25 protein-coding genes are annotated in these 22,054 nt (G+C 58.9%); 12 read left to right on the forward strand and 13 right to left on the reverse strand.

Annotated elements, in window-relative coordinates; all coding sequences use genetic code 11:
- Positions 1 to 66: 66 nt before the first annotated feature.
- On the reverse strand, positions 67 to 1,740 hold the full coding sequence (locus QF010_RS33005) for a DEAD/DEAH box helicase (RefSeq protein WP_008146183.1): 1,674 nt from the start codon (positions 1,738 to 1,740) through the stop codon (positions 67 to 69).
- Between the two features lie 422 nt (positions 1,741 to 2,162).
- Here QF010_RS33005 and QF010_RS33010 point away from each other — a divergent pair, with 422 nt between their 5' ends.
- On the forward strand, positions 2,163 to 2,954 hold the full coding sequence (locus tag QF010_RS33010; RefSeq protein ID WP_429534766.1) for a crotonase/enoyl-CoA hydratase family protein: 792 nt from the start codon (positions 2,163 to 2,165) through the stop codon (positions 2,952 to 2,954).
- 138 nt (positions 2,955 to 3,092) lie between these two features.
- Here QF010_RS33010 and QF010_RS33015 read toward each other — a convergent pair whose 3' ends face one another.
- A complete protein-coding gene (locus QF010_RS33015; protein ID WP_033057171.1) occupies positions 3,093 to 3,848 on the reverse strand; it encodes a spermidine synthase in 756 nt (251 codons plus the stop codon).
- Between the two features lie 149 nt (positions 3,849 to 3,997).
- Here QF010_RS33015 and QF010_RS33020 point away from each other — a divergent pair, with 149 nt between their 5' ends.
- Entirely contained in the window at positions 3,998 to 5,344 is a 1,347-nt protein-coding gene (locus tag QF010_RS33020) for a class II 3-deoxy-7-phosphoheptulonate synthase (RefSeq protein WP_008031425.1), read from the forward strand.
- A gap of 113 nt (positions 5,345 to 5,457) precedes the next feature.
- Here the strand turns inward: QF010_RS33020 and QF010_RS33025 are convergent, their stop codons facing one another.
- Together QF010_RS33025 and QF010_RS33030 are read right to left on the reverse strand one after the other, a co-directional pair.
- Positions 5,458 to 6,687 carry a winged helix-turn-helix domain-containing protein gene (locus QF010_RS33025; protein WP_429534767.1) on the reverse strand — a complete coding sequence of 410 codons (1,230 nt, stop codon included), beginning with the start codon at positions 6,685 to 6,687 and terminating at the stop codon, positions 5,458 to 5,460.
- A gap of 64 nt (positions 6,688 to 6,751) precedes the next feature.
- A complete protein-coding gene (locus QF010_RS33030; RefSeq protein WP_033057173.1) occupies positions 6,752 to 6,967 on the reverse strand; it encodes a DUF1127 domain-containing protein in 216 nt (71 codons plus the stop codon).
- Between the two features lie 95 nt (positions 6,968 to 7,062).
- Between QF010_RS33030 and QF010_RS33035 the strand changes: the two genes are divergently transcribed.
- Positions 7,063 to 7,917, forward strand: a complete 855-nt coding sequence (locus tag QF010_RS33035; protein WP_033057174.1) for a LysR substrate-binding domain-containing protein — start codon at positions 7,063 to 7,065, stop codon at positions 7,915 to 7,917.
- On the opposite strand, the gene QF010_RS33040 is transcribed toward QF010_RS33035, so the two are convergent.
- Positions 7,907 to 8,656 carry a sulfite exporter TauE/SafE family protein gene (locus tag QF010_RS33040; RefSeq protein ID WP_429534768.1) on the reverse strand — a complete coding sequence of 250 codons (750 nt, stop codon included), beginning with the start codon at positions 8,654 to 8,656 and terminating at the stop codon, positions 7,907 to 7,909. The genes QF010_RS33035 and QF010_RS33040 overlap by 11 nt on opposite strands.
- A 111-nt stretch (positions 8,657 to 8,767) precedes the next feature.
- Here QF010_RS33040 and QF010_RS33045 point away from each other — a divergent pair, with 111 nt between their 5' ends.
- The 4 genes from QF010_RS33045 (at position 8,768) to QF010_RS33060 (ending at position 12,002) form a co-directional block, all read left to right on the forward strand.
- Positions 8,768 to 9,724, forward strand: coding sequence for a LysR family transcriptional regulator (locus QF010_RS33045; protein ID WP_095128929.1), 957 nt, complete (start codon positions 8,768 to 8,770; stop codon positions 9,722 to 9,724).
- Positions 9,725 to 9,793: 69 nt separating this feature from the next.
- On the forward strand, positions 9,794 to 10,255 hold the full coding sequence (locus QF010_RS33050) for a MarR family winged helix-turn-helix transcriptional regulator (protein WP_033057393.1): 462 nt from the start codon (positions 9,794 to 9,796) through the stop codon (positions 10,253 to 10,255).
- 279 nt (positions 10,256 to 10,534) lie between these two features.
- Positions 10,535 to 10,954 carry an organic hydroperoxide resistance protein gene (locus tag QF010_RS33055; protein ID WP_027925717.1) on the forward strand — a complete coding sequence of 140 codons (420 nt, stop codon included), beginning with the start codon at positions 10,535 to 10,537 and terminating at the stop codon, positions 10,952 to 10,954.
- A 34-nt stretch (positions 10,955 to 10,988) separates the two neighbouring features.
- Positions 10,989 to 12,002 (forward strand): alpha/beta hydrolase, encoded by a 1,014-nt coding sequence (locus tag QF010_RS33060; protein ID WP_429534769.1) that lies wholly within the window; start codon positions 10,989 to 10,991, stop codon positions 12,000 to 12,002.
- 178 nt (positions 12,003 to 12,180) lie between these two features.
- Here QF010_RS33060 and QF010_RS33065 read toward each other — a convergent pair whose 3' ends face one another.
- A complete protein-coding gene (locus tag QF010_RS33065; protein WP_033057178.1) occupies positions 12,181 to 12,750 on the reverse strand; it encodes an elongation factor P in 570 nt (189 codons plus the stop codon).
- A gap of 48 nt (positions 12,751 to 12,798) precedes the next feature.
- Entirely contained in the window at positions 12,799 to 13,941 is a 1,143-nt protein-coding gene (gene earP, locus QF010_RS33070) for an elongation factor P maturation arginine rhamnosyltransferase EarP (RefSeq protein WP_429534770.1), read from the reverse strand.
- Positions 13,942 to 14,065: 124 nt separating this feature from the next.
- Between earP and QF010_RS33075 the strand changes: the two genes are divergently transcribed.
- On the forward strand, positions 14,066 to 14,476 hold the full coding sequence (locus QF010_RS33075) for a hypothetical protein (protein WP_429534771.1): 411 nt from the start codon (positions 14,066 to 14,068) through the stop codon (positions 14,474 to 14,476).
- Positions 14,477 to 14,489: 13 nt separating this feature from the next.
- Positions 14,490 to 14,972, forward strand: coding sequence for a GreA/GreB family elongation factor (locus tag QF010_RS33080; RefSeq protein ID WP_429534772.1), 483 nt, complete (start codon positions 14,490 to 14,492; stop codon positions 14,970 to 14,972).
- Positions 14,973 to 14,977: 5 nt separating this feature from the next.
- Here the strand turns inward: QF010_RS33080 and cysB are convergent, their stop codons facing one another.
- The 5 genes from cysB to QF010_RS33105 form a co-directional block, all read right to left on the reverse strand.
- Positions 14,978 to 15,952 carry an HTH-type transcriptional regulator CysB gene (gene cysB, locus QF010_RS33085; protein ID WP_008148549.1) on the reverse strand — a complete coding sequence of 325 codons (975 nt, stop codon included), beginning with the start codon at positions 15,950 to 15,952 and terminating at the stop codon, positions 14,978 to 14,980.
- Between the two features lie 113 nt (positions 15,953 to 16,065).
- Positions 16,066 to 16,569, reverse strand: a complete 504-nt coding sequence (locus QF010_RS33090) for a universal stress protein (protein WP_033057182.1) — start codon at positions 16,567 to 16,569, stop codon at positions 16,066 to 16,068.
- A 94-nt stretch (positions 16,570 to 16,663) separates the two neighbouring features.
- On the reverse strand, positions 16,664 to 17,569 hold the full coding sequence (locus QF010_RS33095; RefSeq protein ID WP_033057183.1) for a 5'-nucleotidase: 906 nt from the start codon (positions 17,567 to 17,569) through the stop codon (positions 16,664 to 16,666).
- Between the two features lie 25 nt (positions 17,570 to 17,594).
- Positions 17,595 to 18,551, reverse strand: a complete 957-nt coding sequence (locus QF010_RS33100; protein ID WP_033057184.1) for a putative 2-dehydropantoate 2-reductase — start codon at positions 18,549 to 18,551, stop codon at positions 17,595 to 17,597.
- A complete protein-coding gene (locus QF010_RS33105) occupies positions 18,548 to 18,934 on the reverse strand; it encodes a YbbN family protein (RefSeq protein WP_033057186.1) in 387 nt (128 codons plus the stop codon). The genes QF010_RS33100 and QF010_RS33105 overlap by 4 nt, the downstream gene beginning before the upstream one ends.
- Between QF010_RS33105 and QF010_RS33110 the strand changes: the two genes are divergently transcribed.
- Entirely contained in the window at positions 18,933 to 19,376 is a 444-nt protein-coding gene (locus tag QF010_RS33110) for a PilZ domain-containing protein (RefSeq protein ID WP_429534773.1), read from the forward strand. The genes QF010_RS33105 and QF010_RS33110 overlap by 2 nt on opposite strands.
- Positions 19,377 to 19,558: 182 nt before the next feature.
- Complete coding sequence (locus QF010_RS33115) at positions 19,559 to 20,635, forward strand: 3-deoxy-7-phosphoheptulonate synthase (protein WP_007899930.1); 1,077 nt, start codon at positions 19,559 to 19,561, stop codon at positions 20,633 to 20,635.
- A 70-nt stretch (positions 20,636 to 20,705) separates the two neighbouring features.
- Here QF010_RS33115 and QF010_RS33120 read toward each other — a convergent pair whose 3' ends face one another.
- Positions 20,706 to 20,993 carry a GNAT family N-acetyltransferase gene (locus QF010_RS33120; RefSeq protein WP_033057190.1) on the reverse strand — a complete coding sequence of 96 codons (288 nt, stop codon included), beginning with the start codon at positions 20,991 to 20,993 and terminating at the stop codon, positions 20,706 to 20,708.
- A 640-nt stretch (positions 20,994 to 21,633) separates the two neighbouring features.
- On the opposite strand from QF010_RS33120, the gene oprI reads away from it, so the two are divergent.
- A complete protein-coding gene (gene oprI / locus QF010_RS33125; protein WP_002553018.1) occupies positions 21,634 to 21,885 on the forward strand; it encodes an outer membrane lipoprotei OprI in 252 nt (83 codons plus the stop codon).
- Positions 21,886 to 22,054 lie beyond the last annotated feature (169 nt).

A 22,054-nucleotide genomic window follows, 5' to 3' on the forward strand; every position in this document is an offset into this window, starting at 1 on the left:
CGCCCAAAAAAAATCCCCGAACCAGTCGGGGATTTTTTATGTTCGATCAATCAGCCCGAGAGCGGATCAATCTTCGCGATAGCGACGCAGCTTCAACTGCTTACCAGCAACGCGAGTGTCCTTCAGCTTGGTCAGCAGACGCTCCAGACCATCTTCCGGCAGCTCAACGAGGCTGAAGCTGTCACGCACCTGGATGCGACCGATTGCTTCGCGAGCCAGACCACCCTCATTGAGGATAGCGCCCAGCAGGTTCTTGGCAGCGATACCATCACGCGCACCCAGCGCGGTACGGCAACGAGCACGACCTTCGGCCAATGGAACCGGAGCACGACGCTCACGATCACCACGGTCCGGACGATCACCGGTACGCTCTGGACGATCGCCACGCGGTGCGTTGTTCGGCACCAGTGGACGTTCTTTCTCGATGGCAGCCAGGGTCAACGCTTGAGCGTTGGTTGCCTTGCGCAGCAGAGCAGCGGCCAGTGCACGCGGGGTGCAACCGATGTCGGCAGTCAGGCGATCCAGCAGATCACCGTGGGTCGATTCGGCATCAGCCACCAGCGGCGACAGGCTGTTGGTCAGTTTCTTGATGCGGGCATCGAGAACAGCCTGAGCGTCCGGCAGGCGAACTTCGGCAACTTTCTGACCGGTTACACGCTCGATCACTTGCAGCATGCGGCGCTCACGTGGAGTCACCAGCAACAGCGCACGACCTTCGCGACCGGCACGGCCGGTACGGCCGATACGGTGAACGTAGGACTCTGGGTCGTACGGCATATCAACGTTGAACACGTGAGTGATACGCGGAACGTCCAGGCCACGAGCAGCAACGTCGGTCGCCACAACGATGTCCAGACGGCCATCCTTGAGGGATTCGATCACGCGCTCACGTTGGTTTTGAGCAATGTCACCGTTCAGCGCAGCGGCTTTGTAGCCTTTGGCTTCCAGGGCACTGGCCAGGTCCAGGGTCGCTTGCTTGGTGCGCACGAACATGATCAGGGCATCGAAGTCTTCAACTTCCAGCAGGCTCAATACAGCCGAGGTCTTCTGGTCAGCGTGAACCAACAGGTGAGCCTGTTCGATCGCGGTAACGGTCTGAGTCTTGGTCTGGATCTTCACGTGTTGCGGATCGCGCAGATGGCGTTCGGCAATGGCACGGATCGACTGCGGCAAGGTGGCCGAGAACAATACGGTCTGACGGGTTGGAGGCAGAGCCTTGAAGATAACTTCGAGGTCGTCCATGAAACCCAGTTTGAGCATTTCGTCCGCTTCGTCGAGAACCAGGTGGTTCACGGTCGACAGAACTTTTTCGTCGCGACGCAGGTGGTCGCACAGACGGCCCGGAGTGGCGACAACGATCTGCGCGCCATTACGGATTGCTTTCAGTTGTGGACCCATAGGGGCGCCGCCGTAAACGGCCACAACGGTAACGCCCGGCATTTGCTTGGCGTAGGTTTCGAAAGCGGTTGCTACTTGCAGCGCCAACTCACGGGTTGGCGCCAGGATCAGGGCTTGCGGCTCGCGCTTAGCAGGATCGATGCGATGCAGGATCGGCAGGGCGAACGCAGCGGTTTTACCCGTACCGGTTTGCGCCTGACCAATCATGTCGTGACCGGCCATGATGATCGGGATCGATTGCTGCTGAATAGCCGAAGGCTCTTCGTAGCCAGTCGCAATGACGGCTGCAAGAATATTCGGATTAAGATTAAAAGCGGCGAAGCCGCCGGTTTCCTGGGTCATGGGTCTGCCTCTAAGTGCATCCGCAAAGACCCATGCTCCAAAGCTGCGCATGCCGTGTAAGACTCAAGAGTCGCCCTGGCTGCTTTGTCGGCGGGGATTTGCGAAAACGAATGAATGAAAAAGATTCGTCAAGGGAGAGTCCGCTGTGCGGACGTGCAGCCGAAGCTGACTTCGGGGAATTGCGCTACCTAAACGCGGCCCGGTTAAAGGCCGGCGCGCACTATACCGGAATTCGCTCAAAAAGGGAGCTTTATTTGTCGGAAAACTGCCGTGTACAGCGTTCTGTCACACGCTTTGCGGATAATCGGGCAACGGTCTATTTTTCCAAGGCCCAGCCCTGCTGACGATCGCGCTAAAACGGTTCACCCTTGTGACGCAGACCTCCTGTCTGACACCCCCTTCCCCGCCCGAGGAAATGCACCATGAATCAGCCCTGCTCCAGCCGTGTGAGCCGTGAACGCCACGGCCATGTCCTGATGATCGGCCTGGATCGGGTGGCCAAACGCAACGCCTTCGATCTCGACCTGCTCAACGAACTGAGCCTGGCCTATGGCGAGTTCGAAGCCGACAGCGAGGCGCGGGTGGCGGTGGTGTTCGGCCATGGTGAGCATTTCACCGCAGGGCTGGATCTGGTCAGTGCCAGTGCGGCCCTGGCCGAAGGCTGGCAGGCACCGCCCGGCGGCTGTGATCCGTGGGGTGTTTTCGCCGGCCCCAGAGTCAGCAAACCGGTGATCGTCGCCGCGCAAGGCTACTGCCTGACCATCGGTATCGAATTGATGCTGGCCGCCGATATCAACCTGTGCGCCAGCAATACCCGTTTCGCCCAGAAAGAAGTGCAACGCGGGCTCTTCCCGTTCGGCGGCGCCACGTTGCGCCTGCATCAGGTCGCCGGCTGGGGCAATGCCATGCGCTGGTTGCTGACCGGTGATGAATTCGACGCCCATGAGGCATTGCATCTGGGGTTGGTGCAGGAAGTCATGGCCAGCGAGGATCTGCTGCCACGGGCGATTGAGTTGGCCGAGCGGATTGCCCGGCAGGCGCCGCTTGGGGTTCAGGCGACGTTGATGTCTGCAAGGCAGGCGCGTTATGAAGGGGAAACAGCGGCGGCACAAGCGTTGCCACCGATGGTGAAGAAGTTGATGGCTAGCGAGGATGCCAGGGAAGGTGTGCGGTCGATGATCGAGAAGCGGCCGGGAGTCTTCAAAGGCTGCTGACAAATTTGCTTTTGTGGCGAGGGAGCTTGCTCCCGCTGGGCTGCGAAGCGGCCCCAAAATCTTCGAAATCAATGCAAATTTTGTGAGTGCTGCGCACTCAAGCGGGAGCAAGCTCCCTCGCCACAAGACCTTATCGCATCAAGTAGCCGGGCGGATTGCCTTGATCAACGACTGCAATGAATACCCCAACCTCGGCGCCAACCCTTCGGCACGGGCGATCAAGCTGTCCATGTCCAAGTCCTGATCCAGTTCCGAAGGCACGATCAGAATCACGTTGCCCTCCTTCACCGGCAGTTCCCAGTAATGCCGGTGATAGAGCCCGCGCAACAAGGCGGCGCCCAACGGTTTGCCATCATCGGTGGCCCACTGATTGATCACCAGCCAGCCCCCCGGATTCAGGCGTTTCTGACAGTTTTCCAGGAAATTCCACGCCAGATGCCCGACACCCGGCCCGACATCGGTATAGAGGTCGACGAAAATCAGATCCGCCGGCTCAGCGGTATCGAGCAGTTCCAGCGCATCGCCCACCCGGATATACAGCCGCGGATCATCATCCAGCCCAAGGTATTCAATGGCCAGGCGCGGTACGTCGGGGCGCAGTTCGATGGCTTCGACGTCTTCCAGCGGCAGGAACTTGAGGCAGGCCTGGGTCAGGGTGCCGGCTCCGAGGCCGAGGAACAGCGCGCTTTCCGGCTGCTCGTGGCACAACGCGCCAATCAGCATCGCCCGGGTGTAATCGTATTCGAGCCAGCTCGGGTCGGCCGTGAACACGCAGCTCTGCTCGATGGCATCACCGAACTCGAGAAAACGGTAATCGGCCACTTCCAGCACGCGAATCACGCCGAACTCATCCTGTACCTCGGCGAGCAGATGCTCGACGCGCTCCTCAGTCATTTCGTCTCCTGATCGTCACCGGGCCCGGCAACGCAATAAAACCGCGGAGTGGCGCGGCAAAAGCGCGATTGTCCGCGAAGCGACGGGAACAGGTCACGCACTAATTGCTGATAACATGACCGTCCGAGCGTAAAACACTAGAGACCGTGATGAGCCAACCCTGGAGCCCTGACAGCTGGCGCGCCCTGCCGATCCAGCAACAACCCCATTACCCCGACGCAGCGCATTTGCTGCACGTCGAGCAAACGCTGGCCAGTTATCCGCCACTGGTGTTTGCCGGTGAAGCCCGGGAGTTGCGCCGTCAGTTTGCCGAAGTGACCCAGGGCCGCGCGTTTCTGCTGCAGGGCGGCGACTGCGCCGAGAGCTTCGCCGAGTTCTCCGCCGCAAAAATCCGCGACACCTTTAAGGTCCTGCTGCAAATGGCGATCGTCATGACCTTCGCCGCCGGTTGCCCGGTGGTCAAGGTCGGGCGCATGGCCGGGCAATTCGCCAAACCGCGTTCGGCCAACGACGAAACCATCGACGGCGTGACCCTGCCGGCCTACCGTGGCGACATCGTCAACGGCATCGGTTTCGACGAAAAAAGCCGCGTGCCGGACCCGGAGCGCTTGCTCCAGTCCTACCACCAGTCCACCGCGACCCTGAACCTGCTGCGCGCCTTCGCCCAGGGCGGTTTTGCCGACCTGCATCAGGTGCACAAGTGGAACCTGGACTTCATCGCCAACTCGGCGCTGGCCGAGAAGTACAGCCACCTGGCCGATCGCATCGATGAAACCCTGGCGTTCATGCGCGCCTGCGGCATGGACAGCTCGCCACAACTGCGCGAAACCAGTTTCTTCACTGCCCACGAAGCGCTGCTGCTGAACTACGAAGAAGCCTTCGTGCGTCGCGACAGCCTGACCAACGATTACTACGATTGCTCGGCGCACATGCTGTGGATCGGCGACCGCACCCGTCAGCTCGACGGCGCTCACGTCGAGTTCCTGCGCGGCGTGAACAACCCGATCGGGGTCAAGGTCGGCCCAAGCATGAACCCCGAAGACCTGATTCGTCTGATCGACGTGCTCAACCCGGACAACGATCCGGGTCGTCTGAATCTGATTGCACGGATGGGTGCGAACAAGGTCGGCGATCACCTGCCGCAACTGATCCGTGCCGTTCAGCGTGAAGGCAAGCAAGTGCTGTGGAGTTCCGACCCGATGCATGGCAACACCATCAAGGCCAGCAGCGGCTACAAGACCCGCGACTTTGCGCAGATCCTCGGCGAGGTGAAGCAGTTCTTCCAGGTTCACGAAGCGGAAGGCACGTATGCCGGCGGCATCCACATCGAGATGACCGGGCAGAATGTCACCGAGTGCATTGGTGGGGCGCGGCCGATTACCGAAGACGGGTTGTCGGATCGGTATCACACCCATTGCGACCCGCGGATGAATGCCGATCAGTCGCTGGAGTTGGCGTTTTTGATTGCTGAAACCCTGAAGCAAGTCCGGCGCTAAACCACATCGCCCCCATCGCGGGCAAGCCCGCTCCCACAGGGATAGCGCCAGACACATAATGTGTGAACGACGCCGACCATTGTGGGAGCGGGCTTGCCCGCGATGGCATCGGCTCAGACACCGCCAATCTGCGCCAATGCCACCCGCAACCGCGCCGCACTCGCCCGCGGGCAATTCAACTGAACCCGCTCAAGCCCCAGCCAATCCGCCATTCGCCGCAGATTGACCGCCAACGCCAGCATCCCCTCCTCATCGAGCCCCGGCTCTTCCTCATGCACAGCGTGCACGGCCAGCCTGCCCAACGCCCGCTCGGCGCGTAGATCCACCCGCGCGGCAATCCGTTCGTTGTGCAAAAACGGCAACACGTAATAGCCATAGATACGCTTGTCCTGCGGCGTATAAATCTCCAGCCGATAGCGGAAATCGAACAGACGCTCCGTACGACTGCGCTCCCAGATCAGCGAATCAAAGGGTGAAAGCAAGGCGCTGGCCTCGACCTTGCGCGGCACTTTCGGCTCAGGCAAACAGTAGGCCGGTTGCCGCCAACCCTGGACTTCACACGTCAGCAACTCACCCGCCTCCACCAATTCCGCCAGGCGCGGACGCGCATCACCGGGACTCAAGCGAAAGTAATCCCGCAGGTCTTTTTCTGTTCCGACACCCAACGCTGTCGCGGCATGCAGCAACAGGCTGCGCTGGGCCTCGGCCTCACTCAGCAGCGGCTGCGCCAGAATCGCCGAAGGAATCACCCGCTCCGGCAGATCATAAAGCCGCTCGAACCCGCGCCGCCCGGCCACGGTCACTTCACCAGCGGCGAACAACCATTCCAGCGCATGCTTTTCCGCGCTCCAGTCCCACCAGGGCCCTGCCCGTTCCTGACGGGTCGACAGGCTTCCGGCACCCAGCGCGCCCAGCTTCTCAACCGAGGCCAGCACCCGGCGTATCGTGTCCTGCTGCTCAAGCCCGAAACGTGCCAGTTGCTGGTAGATATCTTCGCCACGAGTCGCGCGCAGCATGCGCCAGCGCATCAACGGGTACATCGACAAGGGCAGCAACGAGGCTTCATGCCCCCAATACTCGAAGAGCGTGCGCCGCCGGCCCGAACTCCAGGCAGCCTGGTCGAGCAAGTCGGATGAGTAATTGCCGAGGCGGGAAAACAAGGGAAGGTAGTGCGAACGCACCAATGCATTGACCGAATCGATCTGCAGAATGCCCAGCCGCTCGATCAGACGATTGAGCTGAACCGGTTTGATCGCCGCTGGCGGCTGGCGCCCGTTGAACCCTTGGGCGGCCAGCGCCAGACGCCGAGCCTGTTTGTTGGAAAAGGACAGTGTTGCGGGCATGAACATCTCCTTGTCTGCTCGCAACCTACCTCACCGGGAGACGGTTTGTGTAGTTGTGTATGACTCATTTGTGCATCGGGTCATTCCAGAACGGTTTGACCGACTCGAACTCCACATCCGCACGACTCATGCCGATGTCCTTCAGCGCTTCGTCGCTCAGACTTGCCAGCAGCTCGCGCTCCCGGTGAAGTTCGTACCAACGGCTGAATTTGTGCAGCAAATCGGATACCAGGTGGATCGAGTGTTTTTCTACTGCTGGATATTCATGTTGACCTTTCATCTTGTTGCCCTCCGTTTGGATGGCTCAAGTGTCGCGCCGGGGCTAAGATCAATCCAACGAATGTTTCTGATGTAACACATCTCGGAGATTGATCAATGTCCGCCTTCCCCAGTATCGACACCGAAGTGCTGCGCACCTTTGTCGCCATCGCCGACCAGGGCGGTTTTACCCGGGCCGGCGAGTTGGTCAATCGCACTCAGTCCGCCGTGAGCATGCAGATGAAGCGGCTGGAAGAGGATGTGTTGCAGCGTCAATTATTCCAGCGCGACGGACGGCAGGTGCGGCTGACGGCTGAGGGCCAGGTGCTGCTGGGTTATGCCCGGCGAATCCTGAAACTGCACAGCGAGGTGTTCAATACGCTACGCGAGCCGCACATGGTCGGCATGGTGCGCATCGGCACACCGGACGATTACGTGATGCGTTTTTTGCCGGGGATTCTGCGGCGATTTGCCCAGACGTATCCGCTGATCCAGATCGAAGTGCACTGCGAATCATCAAAACAATTGCTGCTACGTCAGGACCTGGACCTGACCATCGTCACCCGCGAGCCGGGCAACGAAATCGGCCAATTGTTGCGCAAGGAGCATTTTGTCTGGGCCGAGGCGCAATGTTTCAGCGCCCACGAGCAAACACCCCTGCCACTGGCGATGTTCAACAGTGATTGTTTCTGCCGCTCATGGGCCTGCAATGCGCTGGACGCCATGGGGCGCGATTACCGCGTGGCGTACAACAGCGACAGCCTGTCGGCGATCATGGCGGTGGTCAGCGCCGGACTGGCCGTCACCGCGCAACTCGAAAGCCTGATCACGCCAGACATGCGCATTCTCGGTGAAGCCGAAGACCTGCCGATACTGCCCGAGGCCAGCATCATGCTGGTGCGCAACCTGCACAACCCGTCGCCGATCACCGAGTGCCTGGCCGAACACATCGTCGAAGGCTTCAAACTTTAAGGGCGAGCATCACCGCGCAGAACACCAGAAAACCACAGAACAACCCGCGCAGCAGTCGCTCCGGCAGTGCGTGGGCGATCTTCACGCCCCAACTGATGCTCATCAGACCACCGACCGCCAAGGGCAGGCCGATCATCCAGTCCACCTGATGGTGCACCGCGTAAGTCACCAGCGTGACGCCCGTACTCGGCAACGCCAGTGCCAGCGACAACCCTTGCGCAACCACCTGAGTGGTGCCGAACAGACTGGTCAGCACCGGCGTTGCCACCACCGCCCCGCCCACGCCAAACAACCCGCCCATGGTGCCGGAGGCGGCGCCGAGTACGCCCAGCCATGGCCATGAATATTTCATCTGTGCAGACGCCGGCGCGTTGGCGCAGAACATTCGCACCAGGTTGTAGGCCGACAGGGCAATCAGGAACGCAACAAATCCGACGCGCATGGTTTGCGCATCAATGCCCACCGCCCAGATCGAACCGATCCAGGCAAAACAGAACCCCATCGAAGCCAATGGCAGCGCATGGCGCAATTCAATCCGGTTGCGCTGGTGGTAACGCCACAGCGCCAGCATCACGTTGGGTACCACCATCACCAGCGCCGTGCCCTGGGCAATTTGCTGATCGAGGCCGAACAATACACCCAGCAACGGGATCGCGATCAAACCACCGCCAATGCCGAACAACCCACCGAGGGTGCCCAGGGCAGCGCCAAATACCAGGTACATCAAAAACTCAATCACAGGCGATTTTCCCTTCACGTCAGGCTATTCATCCTACGCAGTCGACGCTGGCGGGGAAACGCACAGCAACGCACAATGGCTGTGCCAACTTCGCACAAGCACTGACTAACCATGAACCCCAATCAATTGACCGAACAACTGGGCCTGTTCCTCGACGTGCTGGAAACCGGCAGTTTCTCTGCCGCGTCCCGCCGCCACCCGCTGACCCCTTCGGCAGTGGCACGGCGCATCGACAGTCTTGAAAACGCCGTCGGCAGTCAGTTGTTCATTCGCAGCACCCACGCGGTGCGCGCGACCCCGGCGGGTTTGGCGTTTGCCGAGCGCGCGCGGCGGATCGTGGCTGAACTGCGGCTGGCCAGGGCTGAGGCGGTATCGTTGAGCAGCGCACCGGAAGGCTTGATTCGGATCGACGCACCGGCAGCGTTTGGACGGCGACATCTGGCGCCGGTGATTGCCGACTTTCTGATGCTCTACCCCGGCCTCGACGTGCAGTTGCACTTGATCGACAGTTTCGTCGACATGCAGGGTTTGAATCTGGGCAAGGTCGATCTGGTGCTGCGCGCCGGGCAAATGGCCGATACCCGGCTGGTGGCTACGCCGCTGGCGAGCATGGTGCGCATCGCCTGTGCCAGCCCGGAATATTTGCAACGGCGTGGTGTGCCGACCGATCCGGCGCAGTTGATTGAACACGACGGGCTCGACTGGGATGGCCTGGCCCCGCCGTTCGCCTGGCGATTCGAGCGGGACGGCCAGATGCACTTGCACCGCCCGGCGCGCATCCGCATGAGTGCCAACAATGCCGAGGCTTTGGTCTGCGGCGCATTGGCCGGGCTGGGTATCGCGCATTTGCCAACCTGGTTGACCAGCGAATACCTGTTACGCGGTGAACTGCTTCCGCTGTTCTGCGAACACGGCCTGCCACCACCGGAAACGACCGGTATTTATGCCTTGCGCCTTGAGCAACAACCCAATCCCCGCAGTCGCTTGTTGCTGGAATACCTGAAAACCCGCTTCAGCCCGATTCCGCCGTGGGATCTTGCACTGCAAAGTACCCTCGACCGGCACTAGGCTAGAATTGTCTGGTGCATTAAAGATTCGCCCGCTAGATTTATGACGATCACTGATCAAGGCTTCGAAATGACCACCGAGCGCAACGCCCCCGATAACTGCGACGACCTGCTGCTGGACAATCAGGCCTGTTTCGCCCTGCATTCCACCTCGCTGCTGATGACCAAGGTCTACAAGCCGCTGTTGCAAGCACTGGGCCTGACCTATCCGCAATACCTGGCGATGATGGTGTTGTGGGAACAGGACGGTTTAACCGTAGGCGAAATCAGCACGCGCCTGCTGACCGATCCTGGCTCATTGACGCCGTTGCTCAAACGCCTGGAAGTCGAAGGCTTACTCAGCCGCACCCGCAGCCGTGAAGACGAGCGAGTGGTGATTGTCGAACTCACCGAACAGGGTCGTGCATTGCGGGAGCGGGCCCGCGGTATTCCCCAGTGCATCCTCGGCGCCAGCGGGATGACGCTGGAGAGACTGCAGAAACTGCAAGCGGAGCTGCAAGTGCTGCGTAGCAATCTTCAAGACAGCCTCTGACCACCAAACCACCATAAACCCCCTGTGGGAGCGGGCTTGCTCCCACATTTGTTTTGTGGTGTCCCTTCCAGTCTCGTTTCCCCCGTAAAAAATTCCTCGTTAAAAATCCTGCCGCAACAGCTCTAGCTCAACACATCTAATTCAGCGCCCGCCTCCAGACCAAAACTTTTTTGAAAATTTATCTTGCGCGCTAAATGTTCGCGAGCTACATTTATCTCGCACTTACTTAGCGCGCAAACATTTAGCGCAATACACCCAACCCCGAACGAGGCTCACACCATGCAAACTCTCTACACCGCTATCGCAACTTCCACCGGTGGCCGTGACGGTCGTGCCGTTTCCAGCGACAACATCCTCGACGTCAAACTCGCCACCCCCAAAGAACTCGGTGGTGCTGGCGGCGCAGCGACCAACCCTGAGCAACTGTTCGCCGCCGGTTACTCCGCCTGCTTCATCGGCGCACTGAAATTCGTCGCCAGCCAGACCAAACGCACCATCCCGAACGACGCCTCGATCACCGCCCATGTCGGCATCGGCCAGATCCCTGGCGGTTTCGGCCTGGACATCGACCTGCACATCAGCCTGCCGGGTCTTGAACAAGCCGACGCACAAAGCCTGGTCGATGCTGCCCACCAGGTCTGCCCGTACTCCAACGCCACCCGTGGCAACGTCGATGTGCGCCTGCACGTTACCGTCTAACCGCTGATTCCCAGGCCCGAACCAGGAAACGAACATGAACACTTTCAGCAAAGTCTTGACCGGTACCCTTCTCGCCTTGTCCATTAACAGCGCGTTTGCAGGTGAAGGTGTTGAACACAACACCCAGGCGTTCCTCGACGTTCTGAACGCCGGCACCGGTAAACCGATGGAACAACTCACCCCTAAAGATGCCCGCGCCGTGCTGGTCGGCGCGCAGGCCGGGGTGAAACTGACGCTGCCAAAAGCCGATGTCAGTGAGAAGACCATTCAAGTCGACGGCCAACCGCTCAGCCTGACCATCGTCCGGCCGGCCGGGGTCAAAGGTGAGTTGCCAGTGTTCATGTTCTTCCACGGCGGGGGCTGGGTGCTGGGGGATTTTCCGACCCATGAACGTCTGGTTCGGGACTTGGTGACCGGTTCGGGGGCGGCGGCGGTGTTCGTCAATTACACCCCGTCACCGGAAGCGCATTACCCGGTGGCGATCAACCAGGCTTACGCCGCAACCCAATGGGTGGCCGAGCACGGTAAAGAAATCAACGTCGACGGCAAACGTCTGGCCGTGGCCGGTAACAGCGTCGGCGGCAACATGGCGGCAGTGGTTGCGCTGATGGCCAAGGACAAGGGCACGCCGGCGATCAGGTTCCAGGTGCTGCTGTGGCCGGTGACTGACGCCAGCTTCGAAACGGCGTCCTACAACCAGTTTGCCGAGGGACACTTCCTCACCAAGAACATGATGAAGTGGTTCTGGGACAACTACACCACCGACGCCAAACAGCGTAACGAGATCTACGCGTCGCCACTGCGGGCGACCACCGCACAACTCAAGGGCCTGCCACCTGCCTTGGTGCAGACCGCCGGCGCCGACGTGTTGCGCGACGAAGGCGAAGCCTACGCCCGCAAACTCGACGAAGCTGGGGTGCCAGTCACGGCGGTGCGCTACAACGGCATGATCCACGATTACGGTTTGCTCAACGTGGTGAGCCAGGTGCCAGCGGTGCGTTCGGCGATGTTGCAAGCTTCTGAAGAACTGAAGCAACACCTGAAGTAAACCCTGTAGGAGTGAGCCTGCTCGCGATAGCGGTGTGTCAGTCGAAATCAATTTCGTATGACACACCGCTATCGCGAGCAGGCTCACGCCTACAAGGGGTACAACGTTGAATTCGAAATTGCAGGTACAAAAAAGCCCGACTCAATGGTCGGGCTTTTTCATTCCTGAAAAACAGTGCTTATTTAGCACGGCCTTTGTAGGAACCGCCTTCGCGGGTATCGATCTCGATCTTGTCACCGATTTCGATGAAGTCAGCAACTTGCAGCTCAGTACCGTTGCTCAGCTTGGCAGGCTTCATCACCTTGCCGGAAGTGTCGCCGCGAGCCGAACCTTCGGTGTAGTCAACTACGCGCACGATGGTGGTCGGCAGTTCTACGGAAACCAGACGCTCTTCGAAGAAGATCGCTTCGCAAATGTCGGTCATGCCTTCTTCAACGAAAGGCAGAACGGCTTCGATGTCTTCAGCGTTCAGCTCGTACATGGTGTAATCGGTGGTGTCCATGAACGTGTAGGTGTCGCCGCTGATGAAGGACAGGGTCGCTTCTTTGCGGTCGAGAATTACGTCGTCCAGCTTGTCGTCGGCGCTGTAAACGATCTCGGTCTTGTAACCGGTCAGCAGGTTTTTCAGCTTGGTCTTCATGATCGCGCTGTTACGACCAGACTTGGTGAATTCAGCTTTCTGAACCAGCCAAGGATCGTTTTCGAGACGGATCACGGTACCGGGTTTCAGTTCTTTACCAGTTTTCATTGCGAATATCCGAATTTGGATGGGATTTACAAAAATCTAGGCCGCGTATCATATCCAATTTACATAAAACTGTACCAGCGCCGCGGCAAGATCTGCCTGCAAAGCCTGTTCCAGACACCACGCTTCGGCGTGTTTTTGCAGTTCTGGCCAGTGTTTTCGGGTCGATTTCCAGTGCCCGGTCATATTGTCACCCGCATTCCACGCTCGCCAAAGACCGCTGATCGCCTCGCGGGCAGGCTCCGATAGGCCTTTGGTGTACAGAGTGAGGAACGCGTCGAGCTTGTCCAAGTGGATGTCTTCGTCCTGCCGATAGATGTGCCAGAGCAGCGGCCGGCCCGCCCATTGGCCGCGGACAAAGGAATCTTCACCGCGCACGGCGTTGAAATCGCAGCACCAGAGCAGGTGATCGTATTGATCCTGTCGGACGAACGGCAGCACTTGCACGGTCAATTCACCGCGCACATGTACCGCGCCGGCCACCAGGCCGTCCACACCGAGCCAACGTTCGACATCCCCAAGAATCCGACCTTCGGGCACCAGCAGATGAGTGGGCGTCGAGTCGGCAACCATTGCATCGAGCCAACTGGCCAGCCCGTTATTTTCGTAGGCAAACAGCGAGATCAACTGCGCACCTTGCGCGCGATCAATCCCTAAACCTTGCAGGAATTCTCGCTGAGCCTCGGGGTTTTGCTGAAACTGCTGACGACGCTCAAGCAATCCGCTTTCACGCAGCAAGCCACCGGTGCCCTTCTGAAACCCCGGGAAGAAGAAGAATTTTTGTACGCTCTTGTATTTCACCGACGGCAAGCCGTGGCAGCCGACGACCCAGTCCTCGGCACTCAGATAGTCGAGATTCATCCACAGCGGCGGTTTTTCCCGCTCGGCCATGGCCTCCATGTAAGCACTCGGCAATTGGCAGGCGAACGCTGCGATCACTACATCAGCGGCTTCGACGGGCTGCCAGTCGGCCGTCCACTGACGCACTTCGACGCCCTGCTGCCATTGCTGCGGGGCATTGATGTCAATGTCCGGGCACAAGCGCTCGAAGGCCCGCAGATCATCGACCCACAAACGCACCGCCACCGAGTGTTCGGCCACCAGTTGTCGGGCCAGACGCCAGGTCACGCCGATGTCACCAAAGTTGTCTACTACCGCGCAGAAGATATCCCACCGGGCTTTCATTTCAGGCATTCCAGGCTCCCGTTGGCAAAGGCGCCGATTGTCCTCATAAATTACCCCGTGCAGAAGAGCCGACGGCGATTAATCTTCATGCGACAATCGCCACTCGCCCGCGACCACCCGCCAGGAGGCAGCCATGCCCTATCGTCCCAACCCGCGTCGCCCGTTGCCGATCCAGCTCAACGCCTTGCAACTGACCGGCAGCATTGCCTTGGGTGTGTGGCTGGGGTTTATCGCGATCGCGCTGACGTGCTGGCTTGCCTCCCGACTGTTGTTCAGCGAGCAGTTGGCGCCCGTGGCAGAGGCTGTGCAGCAACTGGCCAAGCCACCGGTGGTGGTGCAACCGGTGCCGGACATTCCGCCGCAGAGCCCGTTGTTCGAACAGTACGAAGAGAATCTGCGCAAGAACGAGCAGCAGCAAAGGCTTGATCAGGCCCGCAGCAACAACCGCAATCTGTCGAACCCAAAATGCCAGTTCTGGTTGCAACAGGACCAGACTGCACCGAGCGAAAAAAGCCGCGCCAACGTCCAGCAATTCTGCGATTGATCATGAGTTCTCTATGCACAAGCCGACCGTCCACCAACTGATTCTCGACAAGCTGCGGATCGACCTCGACATCGCCGAGCGCGCCGCGCAAACCGCTTACGAAACCGCGACCCACGAAGAAAACATCGCCGAGAACAAGTACGACACGCTGGGTCTGGAGGCGTCTTATCTGGCAGCCGGGCAAGCCAGACGGGTGGAGGAAATCAGGCAGTCACTGATGCTTTGCCAGAACCTGACACTGCGCCCTTACGACGATCAGCGTGGCATCGAAGTCGGTGCCCTGCTCGGTCTGGAAGACGAAAAGGGTCGTGAGCAATGGTTGTTTCTGGCCCCCGACGCGGCGGGTTTGAAGGTCGACGTGGTGGGGCAATGGATTACCGTCATCACCCCTCGCTCACCGCTGGGCAAGAGTCTGCTGGGCAAGTTCGAAGGGGACGAGGTGGAGATTCTGGTGGCGGGTGCTCGGCAACAGTTTTCTGTTACCGAGGTCATTTAGCAGGATTAATGGACCGGTAGTTCGACGCCGTCGAACAGCTCTTCCAGTTCCTGCTTGTTGTGGCACTGGATGGCCTTGGCCATGACTTCGCGGGTCAGGTGCGGGGCGAACTTCTCGATGAAGTCGCACATGAAGCCACGCAGGAACGTGCCGCGACGGAAACCGATTTTAGTAATGCTGGATTCGAACAAGTCGCTGGCATCAAGCATGACCAGGTCGCTGTCGAGTTTGGCATCGACCGCCATTTTCGCCACGATGCCCACGCCCAGACCCAGGCGAACGTAAGTCTTGATCACGTCGGCGTCGGCGGCGGTGAACACCACTTTCGGCGTCAGGCCGCGATGGCTGAACGCTTCGTCGAGTTTCGAACGGCCGGTGAAACCGAACACGTACGTCACGATCGGGTATTCGGCCAGCGCTTCGAGGGTCAGTTTCGACAGCTTGGTCAGCGGGTGGCCCTGAGGCACGACCACGCAGCGGTTCCAGCGATAGCACGGCATCATCACCAGGTCACCGAACAGTTCCAGCGCTTCGGTAGCGATGGCGAAATCCACGGTGCCGTCAGCGGCCATTTCAGCGATCTGCATCGGCGAACCCTGGTGCATGTGCAGGGCAACGTCCGGGTATTGCTTGATGAAATTGCTGATCACCGGTGGCAACGCATAACGCGCCTGGGTGTGCGTGGTGGCGATCGACAGGGTGCCTTTCTTCTCGTTGGAGAACTCCTGGGCGATCTGCTTGATGCTTTCAACCTTGCGCAGGATCTCGCCGGCAGTGGTGATAATTCGCTCGCCGGCCGGGGTGACGCGGGTCAGGTGCTTGCCGCTGCGAGCGAAAACCTCGACCCCCAATTCGTCTTCCAGCAGACGGATCTGCTTACTGATGCCCGGCTGCGACGTGTAAAGGCTTTGGGCTGTAGCGGAAACGTTGAGGTCGTGGTGCGCCACTTCCCAGATGTAGCGCAATTGTTGAAGCTTCATATGAATCCCTCAAAGCAGGTAGACGCCACGGGCATCAGCGACGGTATATAACTATATTAATGGTTTGAAGAATAAATCTAGAACTTTTTTGTCAAATTGCCACTATTCGTGTTCTAGCGATCCCCTTGGCGACGACGTTCCACCAGCGGCACCAGATAGACCGGCACCCGAGACAGTTGCAGCACCCGCGCTGCAGTCCGGCCCAGAGGCGTTTCCGCGCCAGCACGATGGCTATGACTACCTACGATCAGCAAATCCACGGAGAGTTTCTGCGCCTGGTCGAGAATCACCTGTGCCGGATCGCCCTGGAGCACCCGCACCGCTTGAATCCGCTCCAGATCCTGCTCCCCCTCATCCCCCAGTTCTTCACGAAAGCTGTCGAGCACTCGCTGCTCGATATTGGCGATCACCGTATTCAGGCCCTGACTGTGAAACTCGTTCAATGCTTGCTCATCGAGGTAACTCTGAAGCACCGACTCGGCGAACAGCCCCATCGGTTCAACAGCGTGCACCACGTAGAGTTCGGCATTGAATGTGCGCGCCAGCGCCAAGGCATGCTGCATTACCAAAGGTGCGTACAGGCCGAGGTCAGTGGCGTACAACATAGAACGAATCATATGACCTCCTCGAGTGCCGACATGGCGGAGATTGATTCAGCTTAGCAGTGCCTTGGCGAGTGCGACGTTTCGCGTAACGCATTGAACCGTGGGCTTAAACCTTTGGCTCGTTGCTTATGCCATGCGGCACGTGGCCGGTGGCGACTACCTCGCGGGCCAACTCGCAATGACCCGCCTGATCGTCGAAAAACACGTCGGCGGCAAAGGCTTCGAGAAACGCCGACTTGGTCAGGCCGCCGAGAAACAGCGACTCGTCCAGACGAATGTCCCATTCGCGCAAGGTACGGATCACTCGTTCATGGGCGGGCGCTGATCGCGCAGTCACCAGCGCGGTGCGGATCGGACAGGCGTCTTCCGGGAACTCACGCTGCAACAGATTGAGGGCCGCAAGGAAGCCTTTGAACGGCCCACCGCGCAATGGCTCACGGGCGGATTCACGCTCGCTGGCCTGAAACGCTTCCAGGCCACCAGATTGATAGACGCGCTCCGATTCGTCGGAAAACAGCACCGCGTCACCATCGAAGGCAATGCGCAATTCATCACTGGCCGCACGGCTGGCGCCACCCGACAGAATGGTCGCCGCGGCGAATCCGGCATCCAGCGCACTGCGCACGTCTTCGGCATGCGTCGAAAGAAACAGGTCGCAGCCAAACGCCTTCAGGTACGGATAAGGACTGCGCCCGCCAACAAACGCCGCACGGGAAATCGCCAAGCCATAGTGGTGGATCGAATTGAAAACCCGCAGGCCAGTGTCGGCACTGTTGCGCGACACCAGGATCACCTCGACCCGTGCGCGGCCAAGGCTGGAATTGAGGTTGAGGAGTTTCTGCACCAAGGGAAATGCATCACCGGGCTCGAGGATTTCGTCTTCGTGTTCGATCTGATATTGCCGATAGGCTTCGACGCCGCTCGACAGATAGACCTTGTGGCTTTCGCTCAGGTCGAACAGCGCACGCGAAGAAATCGCCAGCACCAGTTTGTCGTCGATTGTCTTTGCCATGCCCTTCCCCCTCAGGATGATCGACTCAGGTGTTTCGTCGATCAATAAAACTCAAACTGCGATACAAGGCTTCGATTCGCGGCAACTCGCATCCGGCAGCCTTGGCTGCCGCCAGTGGCCGGGCGTAAATCGCCTCCAGCTCAAGCGGTCGTTTGTGCAGAAAATCGTGGTACATGCTCGGCCAGTAGTCCGGCATTTTCTCGGTCATCATGAACAGATGATCGGCATAACCGGCCGGTACGTCGTGACCGCAGGCGATGGCGCCCTGAACCACTTCAGCCATCAGCGCCTTGATCAGTTCCCGACTGTCGGCATCAGCCATCAACGGCGTGGTGCTTGCCCCCAGCAGAACCGACAGGCCGTTGTAAGGGATATTCCAGACCAGTTTTTGCCAGCGCGTCTGATGCAGGTTCGCCATGGCCTGGGAATCGATGCCGGCGGCGCGGAACAGCCCGGCACCCTCCTCGACAATCGCCATGCGCGCCTGCTCATCGGCTGCAGGGCCACTGTGATAGCCAACATTCACCGCACCGAGCGCCTGATGAGTGATGACGCCGGGGCCCTCGCGATGAACGCAGATATAGCAGAGCCCACCGAGGACGTGCAGCGAATCAGGGAGCAATGCTCGCAGACTGTCTTCAACGTCCAGGCCATTTTGCAGCAACAACACTTTGGCATTCGGTGCCGCGGCTTGAATGATCGTCGGTGCCAGCTGCGCGTTGCTGGTGGTTTTCGCGCCCACCAGCAACCAGTCACAGGGCGGCATGTCTTCGGCCGTCGAATAGGCCTGAACCGGATTCAACGTCAGCGCGCCGTGCACCGCACTGTCGAGCTGCAACCCACGCTCGGCCACCGCCGAAAACTCACTGCGCAACAGAAAATGCACATCGAAACCGGCACGCGCCAGCATCAACCCGTAGAAACCGCCGATCGCACCGGTACCGATAATACCGATTGTCGGTTTGGTCACTGCCCCCATCATGGCAACTCCTCTGCAATTCGACTCAACGCCTGACCCACGGCTGCATTGAGCTCGGTGCCGGTCAGGCGCGATTTTAGTGCCCCGAAAAATTCACCGTCGCGCACCACAAACAGCGCCGGCAAATAAAAAACCTGATAACGCTCGACCACCCCGCCATTGTTCCCGGCATCGATCCAGCAAAGCCGATCGACGTCCAGATCGAGTCGTGGCAATTGCTCACGGGCAAAACGGCAACTGGCGCAGCCGACGCTGGTGAAAATGACCAGCGACACACCGCTCATCGCCAGCAGCCGTTGGTCGGCGTCGAAATCAGTCAGTTCCAATTCGACCACTATACTGGGTGGAACAATGTCAGATGGCCGACACATGGAGTCCGTGCTCATGGGACGTTTTATTCCTCATCCTGACGATGTACCCGTCGAATTAACGTTGCTGAAACCTGAGTGTATTTCACGACAACAGCTGCACACTATCAGCGTCGGGGGCATGGCTTGCAATTACCACCGCGCCTGGCGCCACGGTACGGCGCTGGAAGTACGCATGCCGACCTTGAACCCCGACATGCGTTTTCTGGGCTATGTAGCCTGGTGCCTGCGACGCAAACGCGGTTATCTGGTAGGCATAGCCTTTGTTGACGAACAGATGATGTTCAGTGCCCGGATGGGCGAGCAGGTGTGCCAGATCGAACGTTACTGCCGCCTGCATGACGCCCACGACGATCTGCAGGAAACCCAGGCCCTGGCACTCGAATGGGTCCAGGAGCACGCCGACGAGTTCTCCCACGAGACGGTTCGCAAGGCATTTGCGCAGGCTGTGCTGGATTAGAAGGGGCATCTTCAATGGGTTTCCCCGCGCAAACTCATTGAGAATGCCCCTTAAACCGGTGTCTGCCCATTGTCGAGCCACGGTGTAACGCGCTAAGGTTCTGCTCCCCGACGCGCTTAATTTGCTGTGCTCCGCCGCGCGGGTTCGCTGGCGGCCGGCACCCGTGACCTGACGAGTAAACGATGGCTGATTTACCGATCAACGACCTAAACGTCGCTTCCAACGAGACGCTGATCACTCCTGATCAGCTCAAGCGTGATATTCCCCTGAGCGACGCTGCCCTGCGCACCGTCACCAAGGGCCGCGAAGTCATTCGCAACATTCTTGATGGCACCGACCACCGCCTGTTTGTTGTCATCGGGCCTTGCTCGATCCACGACATCAAGGCTGCCCACGAATACGCCGAGCGCCTGAAGGCGCTTGCGGCCGAAGTGTCCGATACCCTGTATCTGGTCATGCGTGTGTATTTCGAGAAGCCACGCACCACGGTCGGCTGGAAAGGTTTGATCAACGATCCGTACCTGGACGACTCCTTCAAGATTCAGGACGGTCTGCATATCGGTCGTCAATTGTTGCTGGACCTGGCCGAAATGGGCCTGCCGACCGCAACTGAAGCCCTCGACCCGATCTCCCCGCAGTACTTGCAGGACCTGATCAGTTGGTCGGCCATCGGTGCGCGCACCACCGAATCCCAGACTCACCGTGAAATGGCTTCCGGCCTGTCCTCGGCAGTCGGCTTCAAGAACGGCACCGACGGCGGCCTGACGGTCGCTATCAACGCCCTGCAATCGGTTTCCAGCCCTCACCGCTTCCTGGGTATCAACCAGGAAGGTGGCGTGTCGATCGTCACCACCAAGGGCAATGCCTACGGTCACGTGGTACTGCGCGGTGGCAACGGCAAGCCGAACTACGATTCGGTCAGCGTCGCGCTCTGCGAGCAAGCGCTGAACAAAGCGAAGATCAAGCCGAACATCATGGTCGATTGCAGCCACGCCAACTCCAACAAGGACCCGGCCCTGCAACCGCTGGTGATGGAGAACGTCGCCAACCAGATCCTCGAAGGCAACCAGTCGATCATCGGCCTGATGGTCGAAAGTCACTTGAACTGGGGCTGCCAGGCGATCCCGAAAGACCTCGCCGACCTGCAATACGGCGTGTCGATCACCGATGCCTGCATCGACTGGACCGCCACCGAAAACACCTTGCGCAGCATGCACGCCAAGCTCAAGGACGTGCTGCCGAAACGCGATCGCAGCTGATCCCTTTTCGCCGCACACAAAAACGCCGGGCTAAACCCGGCGTTTTTTTATGCGTTCGATTCGAGAAAGGTTACTGGCTCAGCTTGGCTGCATGCCGATGGTGGCGTTCCATGTAGCGTTCCACGTAGGAACACGATGGAATGACGGTGTAACCCATTTCATCAGCGTACTCCAACGCCTTCTCGGTCAAGGCTGCCGCAATGCCGCGGCCACGTAGCGCGTTGGGCACAAACGTGCGATAGATATCCAGGGTCTGTTTCCCCAGATCCATATAGGTCAGGTAGGCACGATGACCGTCCACATTGGTCTCGAACTGATGACCAGCCTGGTCATGGTGGATGGACAACGCCTCGCTCATCACTACTCCTCGCGGGTCTGGAATTCTGACCCCTACCTTACCGATGTTTTTCCGGCGAAGGAACATCTACGCCACCCCGTGCCTGAATGGACACCGAGAAGAACTGCACCATCTCGCGCAACCGAGCACGTATCAAATAGTAGGCACCTTTAGGCAAAAATGCTCAAGGTACGCTCGTCATCACGCTGGGGGGCGGGGGTGCTGCTCCGGGTGACGCAGAGACGGCTCGACCAGGATCTCTGAAGGTCGACTGCCTGAACATTGCCGGATGTTGAGACTTAAGACGAGCGCCCTTTGTTAAAGTCACCTGAACATGGAGAAAGATATGAGAGGCGCCACGCAAAATCCGAACAAAAGTGTGGACGAATCCATCTAGACAGACTTTAGCCAAGACTGGGAAAAGAGCTGTGAGCGCGCGGAACTTTTCTTCGGCGGCTCGCTCAGCTCGGGCCTCCCAGCTGGATATTTTTTAAACAATGCAGTTAAAAGTTGCTCGAAAAAGAATCAACGCCTACAATTTTTTTGGCTTCTTGCTTTACGTCAGTTTACTTACGACAAGTAATGGGTAGTATGTACGCCGGCTATTTCCTCACTCTGAGGAGACAGCTAACTTAATAGAAAGTCCTTGAAGGGGAACACGATGAACAACGTTCTGAAATTCTCTGCTCTGGCTCTGGCCGCAGTTCTGGCTACCGGTTGCAGCAGCGTATCGAAAGAAACCGAAGCACGTCTGACTGCTACTGAAGACGCAGCAGCTCGCTCCCAGGCTCGTGCAGACGAAGCTTACCGTAAAGCTGATGAAGCTCTGGCTGCTGCTCAAAAAGCACAACAGACTGCTGACGAAGCTAACGAGCGTGCTCTGCGCATGCTGGACAAAGCTAGCCGCAAGTAATAATCCTTCGGGATTGTTATCAAGCCGACCCATTTTTTGGGTCGGCTTTTTTATTGCCCGCTGTTTCGTACAGGCAATAAAATGTATGGTCAGCCCATCTCCTGCAACCTCATGGGCTGTTTTCGGTAAAGCTGGCTTGCGCTAATGTATCCGGGCTCATTGTGAGCGT

It is taken from the genome of Pseudomonas silensiensis, from assembly GCF_050434865.1.
GTDB lineage: Bacteria > Pseudomonadota > Gammaproteobacteria > Pseudomonadales > Pseudomonadaceae > Aquipseudomonas > Aquipseudomonas fluorescens_W.

What these genes read in the sequence shown, in the direction of transcription:
- QF010_RS33080 (WP_429534772.1), top strand. Translation starts at nt 14,490, where the DNA reads ATGCACAAGCCGACCGTCCACCAACTGATTCTCGACAAGCTGCGGATC.
- QF010_RS33005 (WP_008146183.1), bottom strand. Translation starts at nt 1,740, where the DNA reads ATGACCCAGGAAACCGGCGGCTTCGCCGCTTTTAATCTTAATCCGAAT.
- oprI (WP_002553018.1), top strand. Translation starts at nt 21,634, where the DNA reads ATGAACAACGTTCTGAAATTCTCTGCTCTGGCTCTGGCCGCAGTTCTG.
- QF010_RS33105 (WP_033057186.1), bottom strand. Translation starts at nt 18,934, where the DNA reads ATGAGCACGGACTCCATGTGTCGGCCATCTGACATTGTTCCACCCAGT.
- QF010_RS33030 (WP_033057173.1), bottom strand. Translation starts at nt 6,967, where the DNA reads ATGAAAGGTCAACATGAATATCCAGCAGTAGAAAAACACTCGATCCAC.
- QF010_RS33110 (WP_429534773.1), top strand. Translation starts at nt 18,933, where the DNA reads ATGGGACGTTTTATTCCTCATCCTGACGATGTACCCGTCGAATTAACG.
- QF010_RS33115 (WP_007899930.1), top strand. Translation starts at nt 19,559, where the DNA reads ATGGCTGATTTACCGATCAACGACCTAAACGTCGCTTCCAACGAGACG.
- QF010_RS33025 (WP_429534767.1), bottom strand. Translation starts at nt 6,687, where the DNA reads ATGCCCGCAACACTGTCCTTTTCCAACAAACAGGCTCGGCGTCTGGCG.
- QF010_RS33120 (WP_033057190.1), bottom strand. Translation starts at nt 20,993, where the DNA reads ATGAGCGAGGCGTTGTCCATCCACCATGACCAGGCTGGTCATCAGTTC.
- earP (WP_429534770.1), bottom strand. Translation starts at nt 13,941, where the DNA reads ATGCCTGAAATGAAAGCCCGGTGGGATATCTTCTGCGCGGTAGTAGAC.
- QF010_RS33075 (WP_429534771.1), top strand. Translation starts at nt 14,066, where the DNA reads ATGCCCTATCGTCCCAACCCGCGTCGCCCGTTGCCGATCCAGCTCAAC.
- QF010_RS33035 (WP_033057174.1), top strand. Translation starts at nt 7,063, where the DNA reads ATGTCCGCCTTCCCCAGTATCGACACCGAAGTGCTGCGCACCTTTGTC.
- QF010_RS33065 (WP_033057178.1), bottom strand. Translation starts at nt 12,750, where the DNA reads ATGAAAACTGGTAAAGAACTGAAACCCGGTACCGTGATCCGTCTCGAA.
- QF010_RS33010 (WP_429534766.1), top strand. Translation starts at nt 2,163, where the DNA reads ATGAATCAGCCCTGCTCCAGCCGTGTGAGCCGTGAACGCCACGGCCAT.
- QF010_RS33055 (WP_027925717.1), top strand. Translation starts at nt 10,535, where the DNA reads ATGCAAACTCTCTACACCGCTATCGCAACTTCCACCGGTGGCCGTGAC.
- QF010_RS33090 (WP_033057182.1), bottom strand. Translation starts at nt 16,569, where the DNA reads ATGATTCGTTCTATGTTGTACGCCACTGACCTCGGCCTGTACGCACCT.
- QF010_RS33100 (WP_033057184.1), bottom strand. Translation starts at nt 18,551, where the DNA reads ATGATGGGGGCAGTGACCAAACCGACAATCGGTATTATCGGTACCGGT.
- QF010_RS33060 (WP_429534769.1), top strand. Translation starts at nt 10,989, where the DNA reads ATGAACACTTTCAGCAAAGTCTTGACCGGTACCCTTCTCGCCTTGTCC.
- cysB (WP_008148549.1), bottom strand. Translation starts at nt 15,952, where the DNA reads ATGAAGCTTCAACAATTGCGCTACATCTGGGAAGTGGCGCACCACGAC.
- QF010_RS33045 (WP_095128929.1), top strand. Translation starts at nt 8,768, where the DNA reads ATGAACCCCAATCAATTGACCGAACAACTGGGCCTGTTCCTCGACGTG.
- QF010_RS33020 (WP_008031425.1), top strand. Translation starts at nt 3,998, where the DNA reads ATGAGCCAACCCTGGAGCCCTGACAGCTGGCGCGCCCTGCCGATCCAG.
- QF010_RS33050 (WP_033057393.1), top strand. Translation starts at nt 9,794, where the DNA reads ATGACCACCGAGCGCAACGCCCCCGATAACTGCGACGACCTGCTGCTG.
- QF010_RS33095 (WP_033057183.1), bottom strand. Translation starts at nt 17,569, where the DNA reads ATGGCAAAGACAATCGACGACAAACTGGTGCTGGCGATTTCTTCGCGT.
- QF010_RS33015 (WP_033057171.1), bottom strand. Translation starts at nt 3,848, where the DNA reads ATGACTGAGGAGCGCGTCGAGCATCTGCTCGCCGAGGTACAGGATGAG.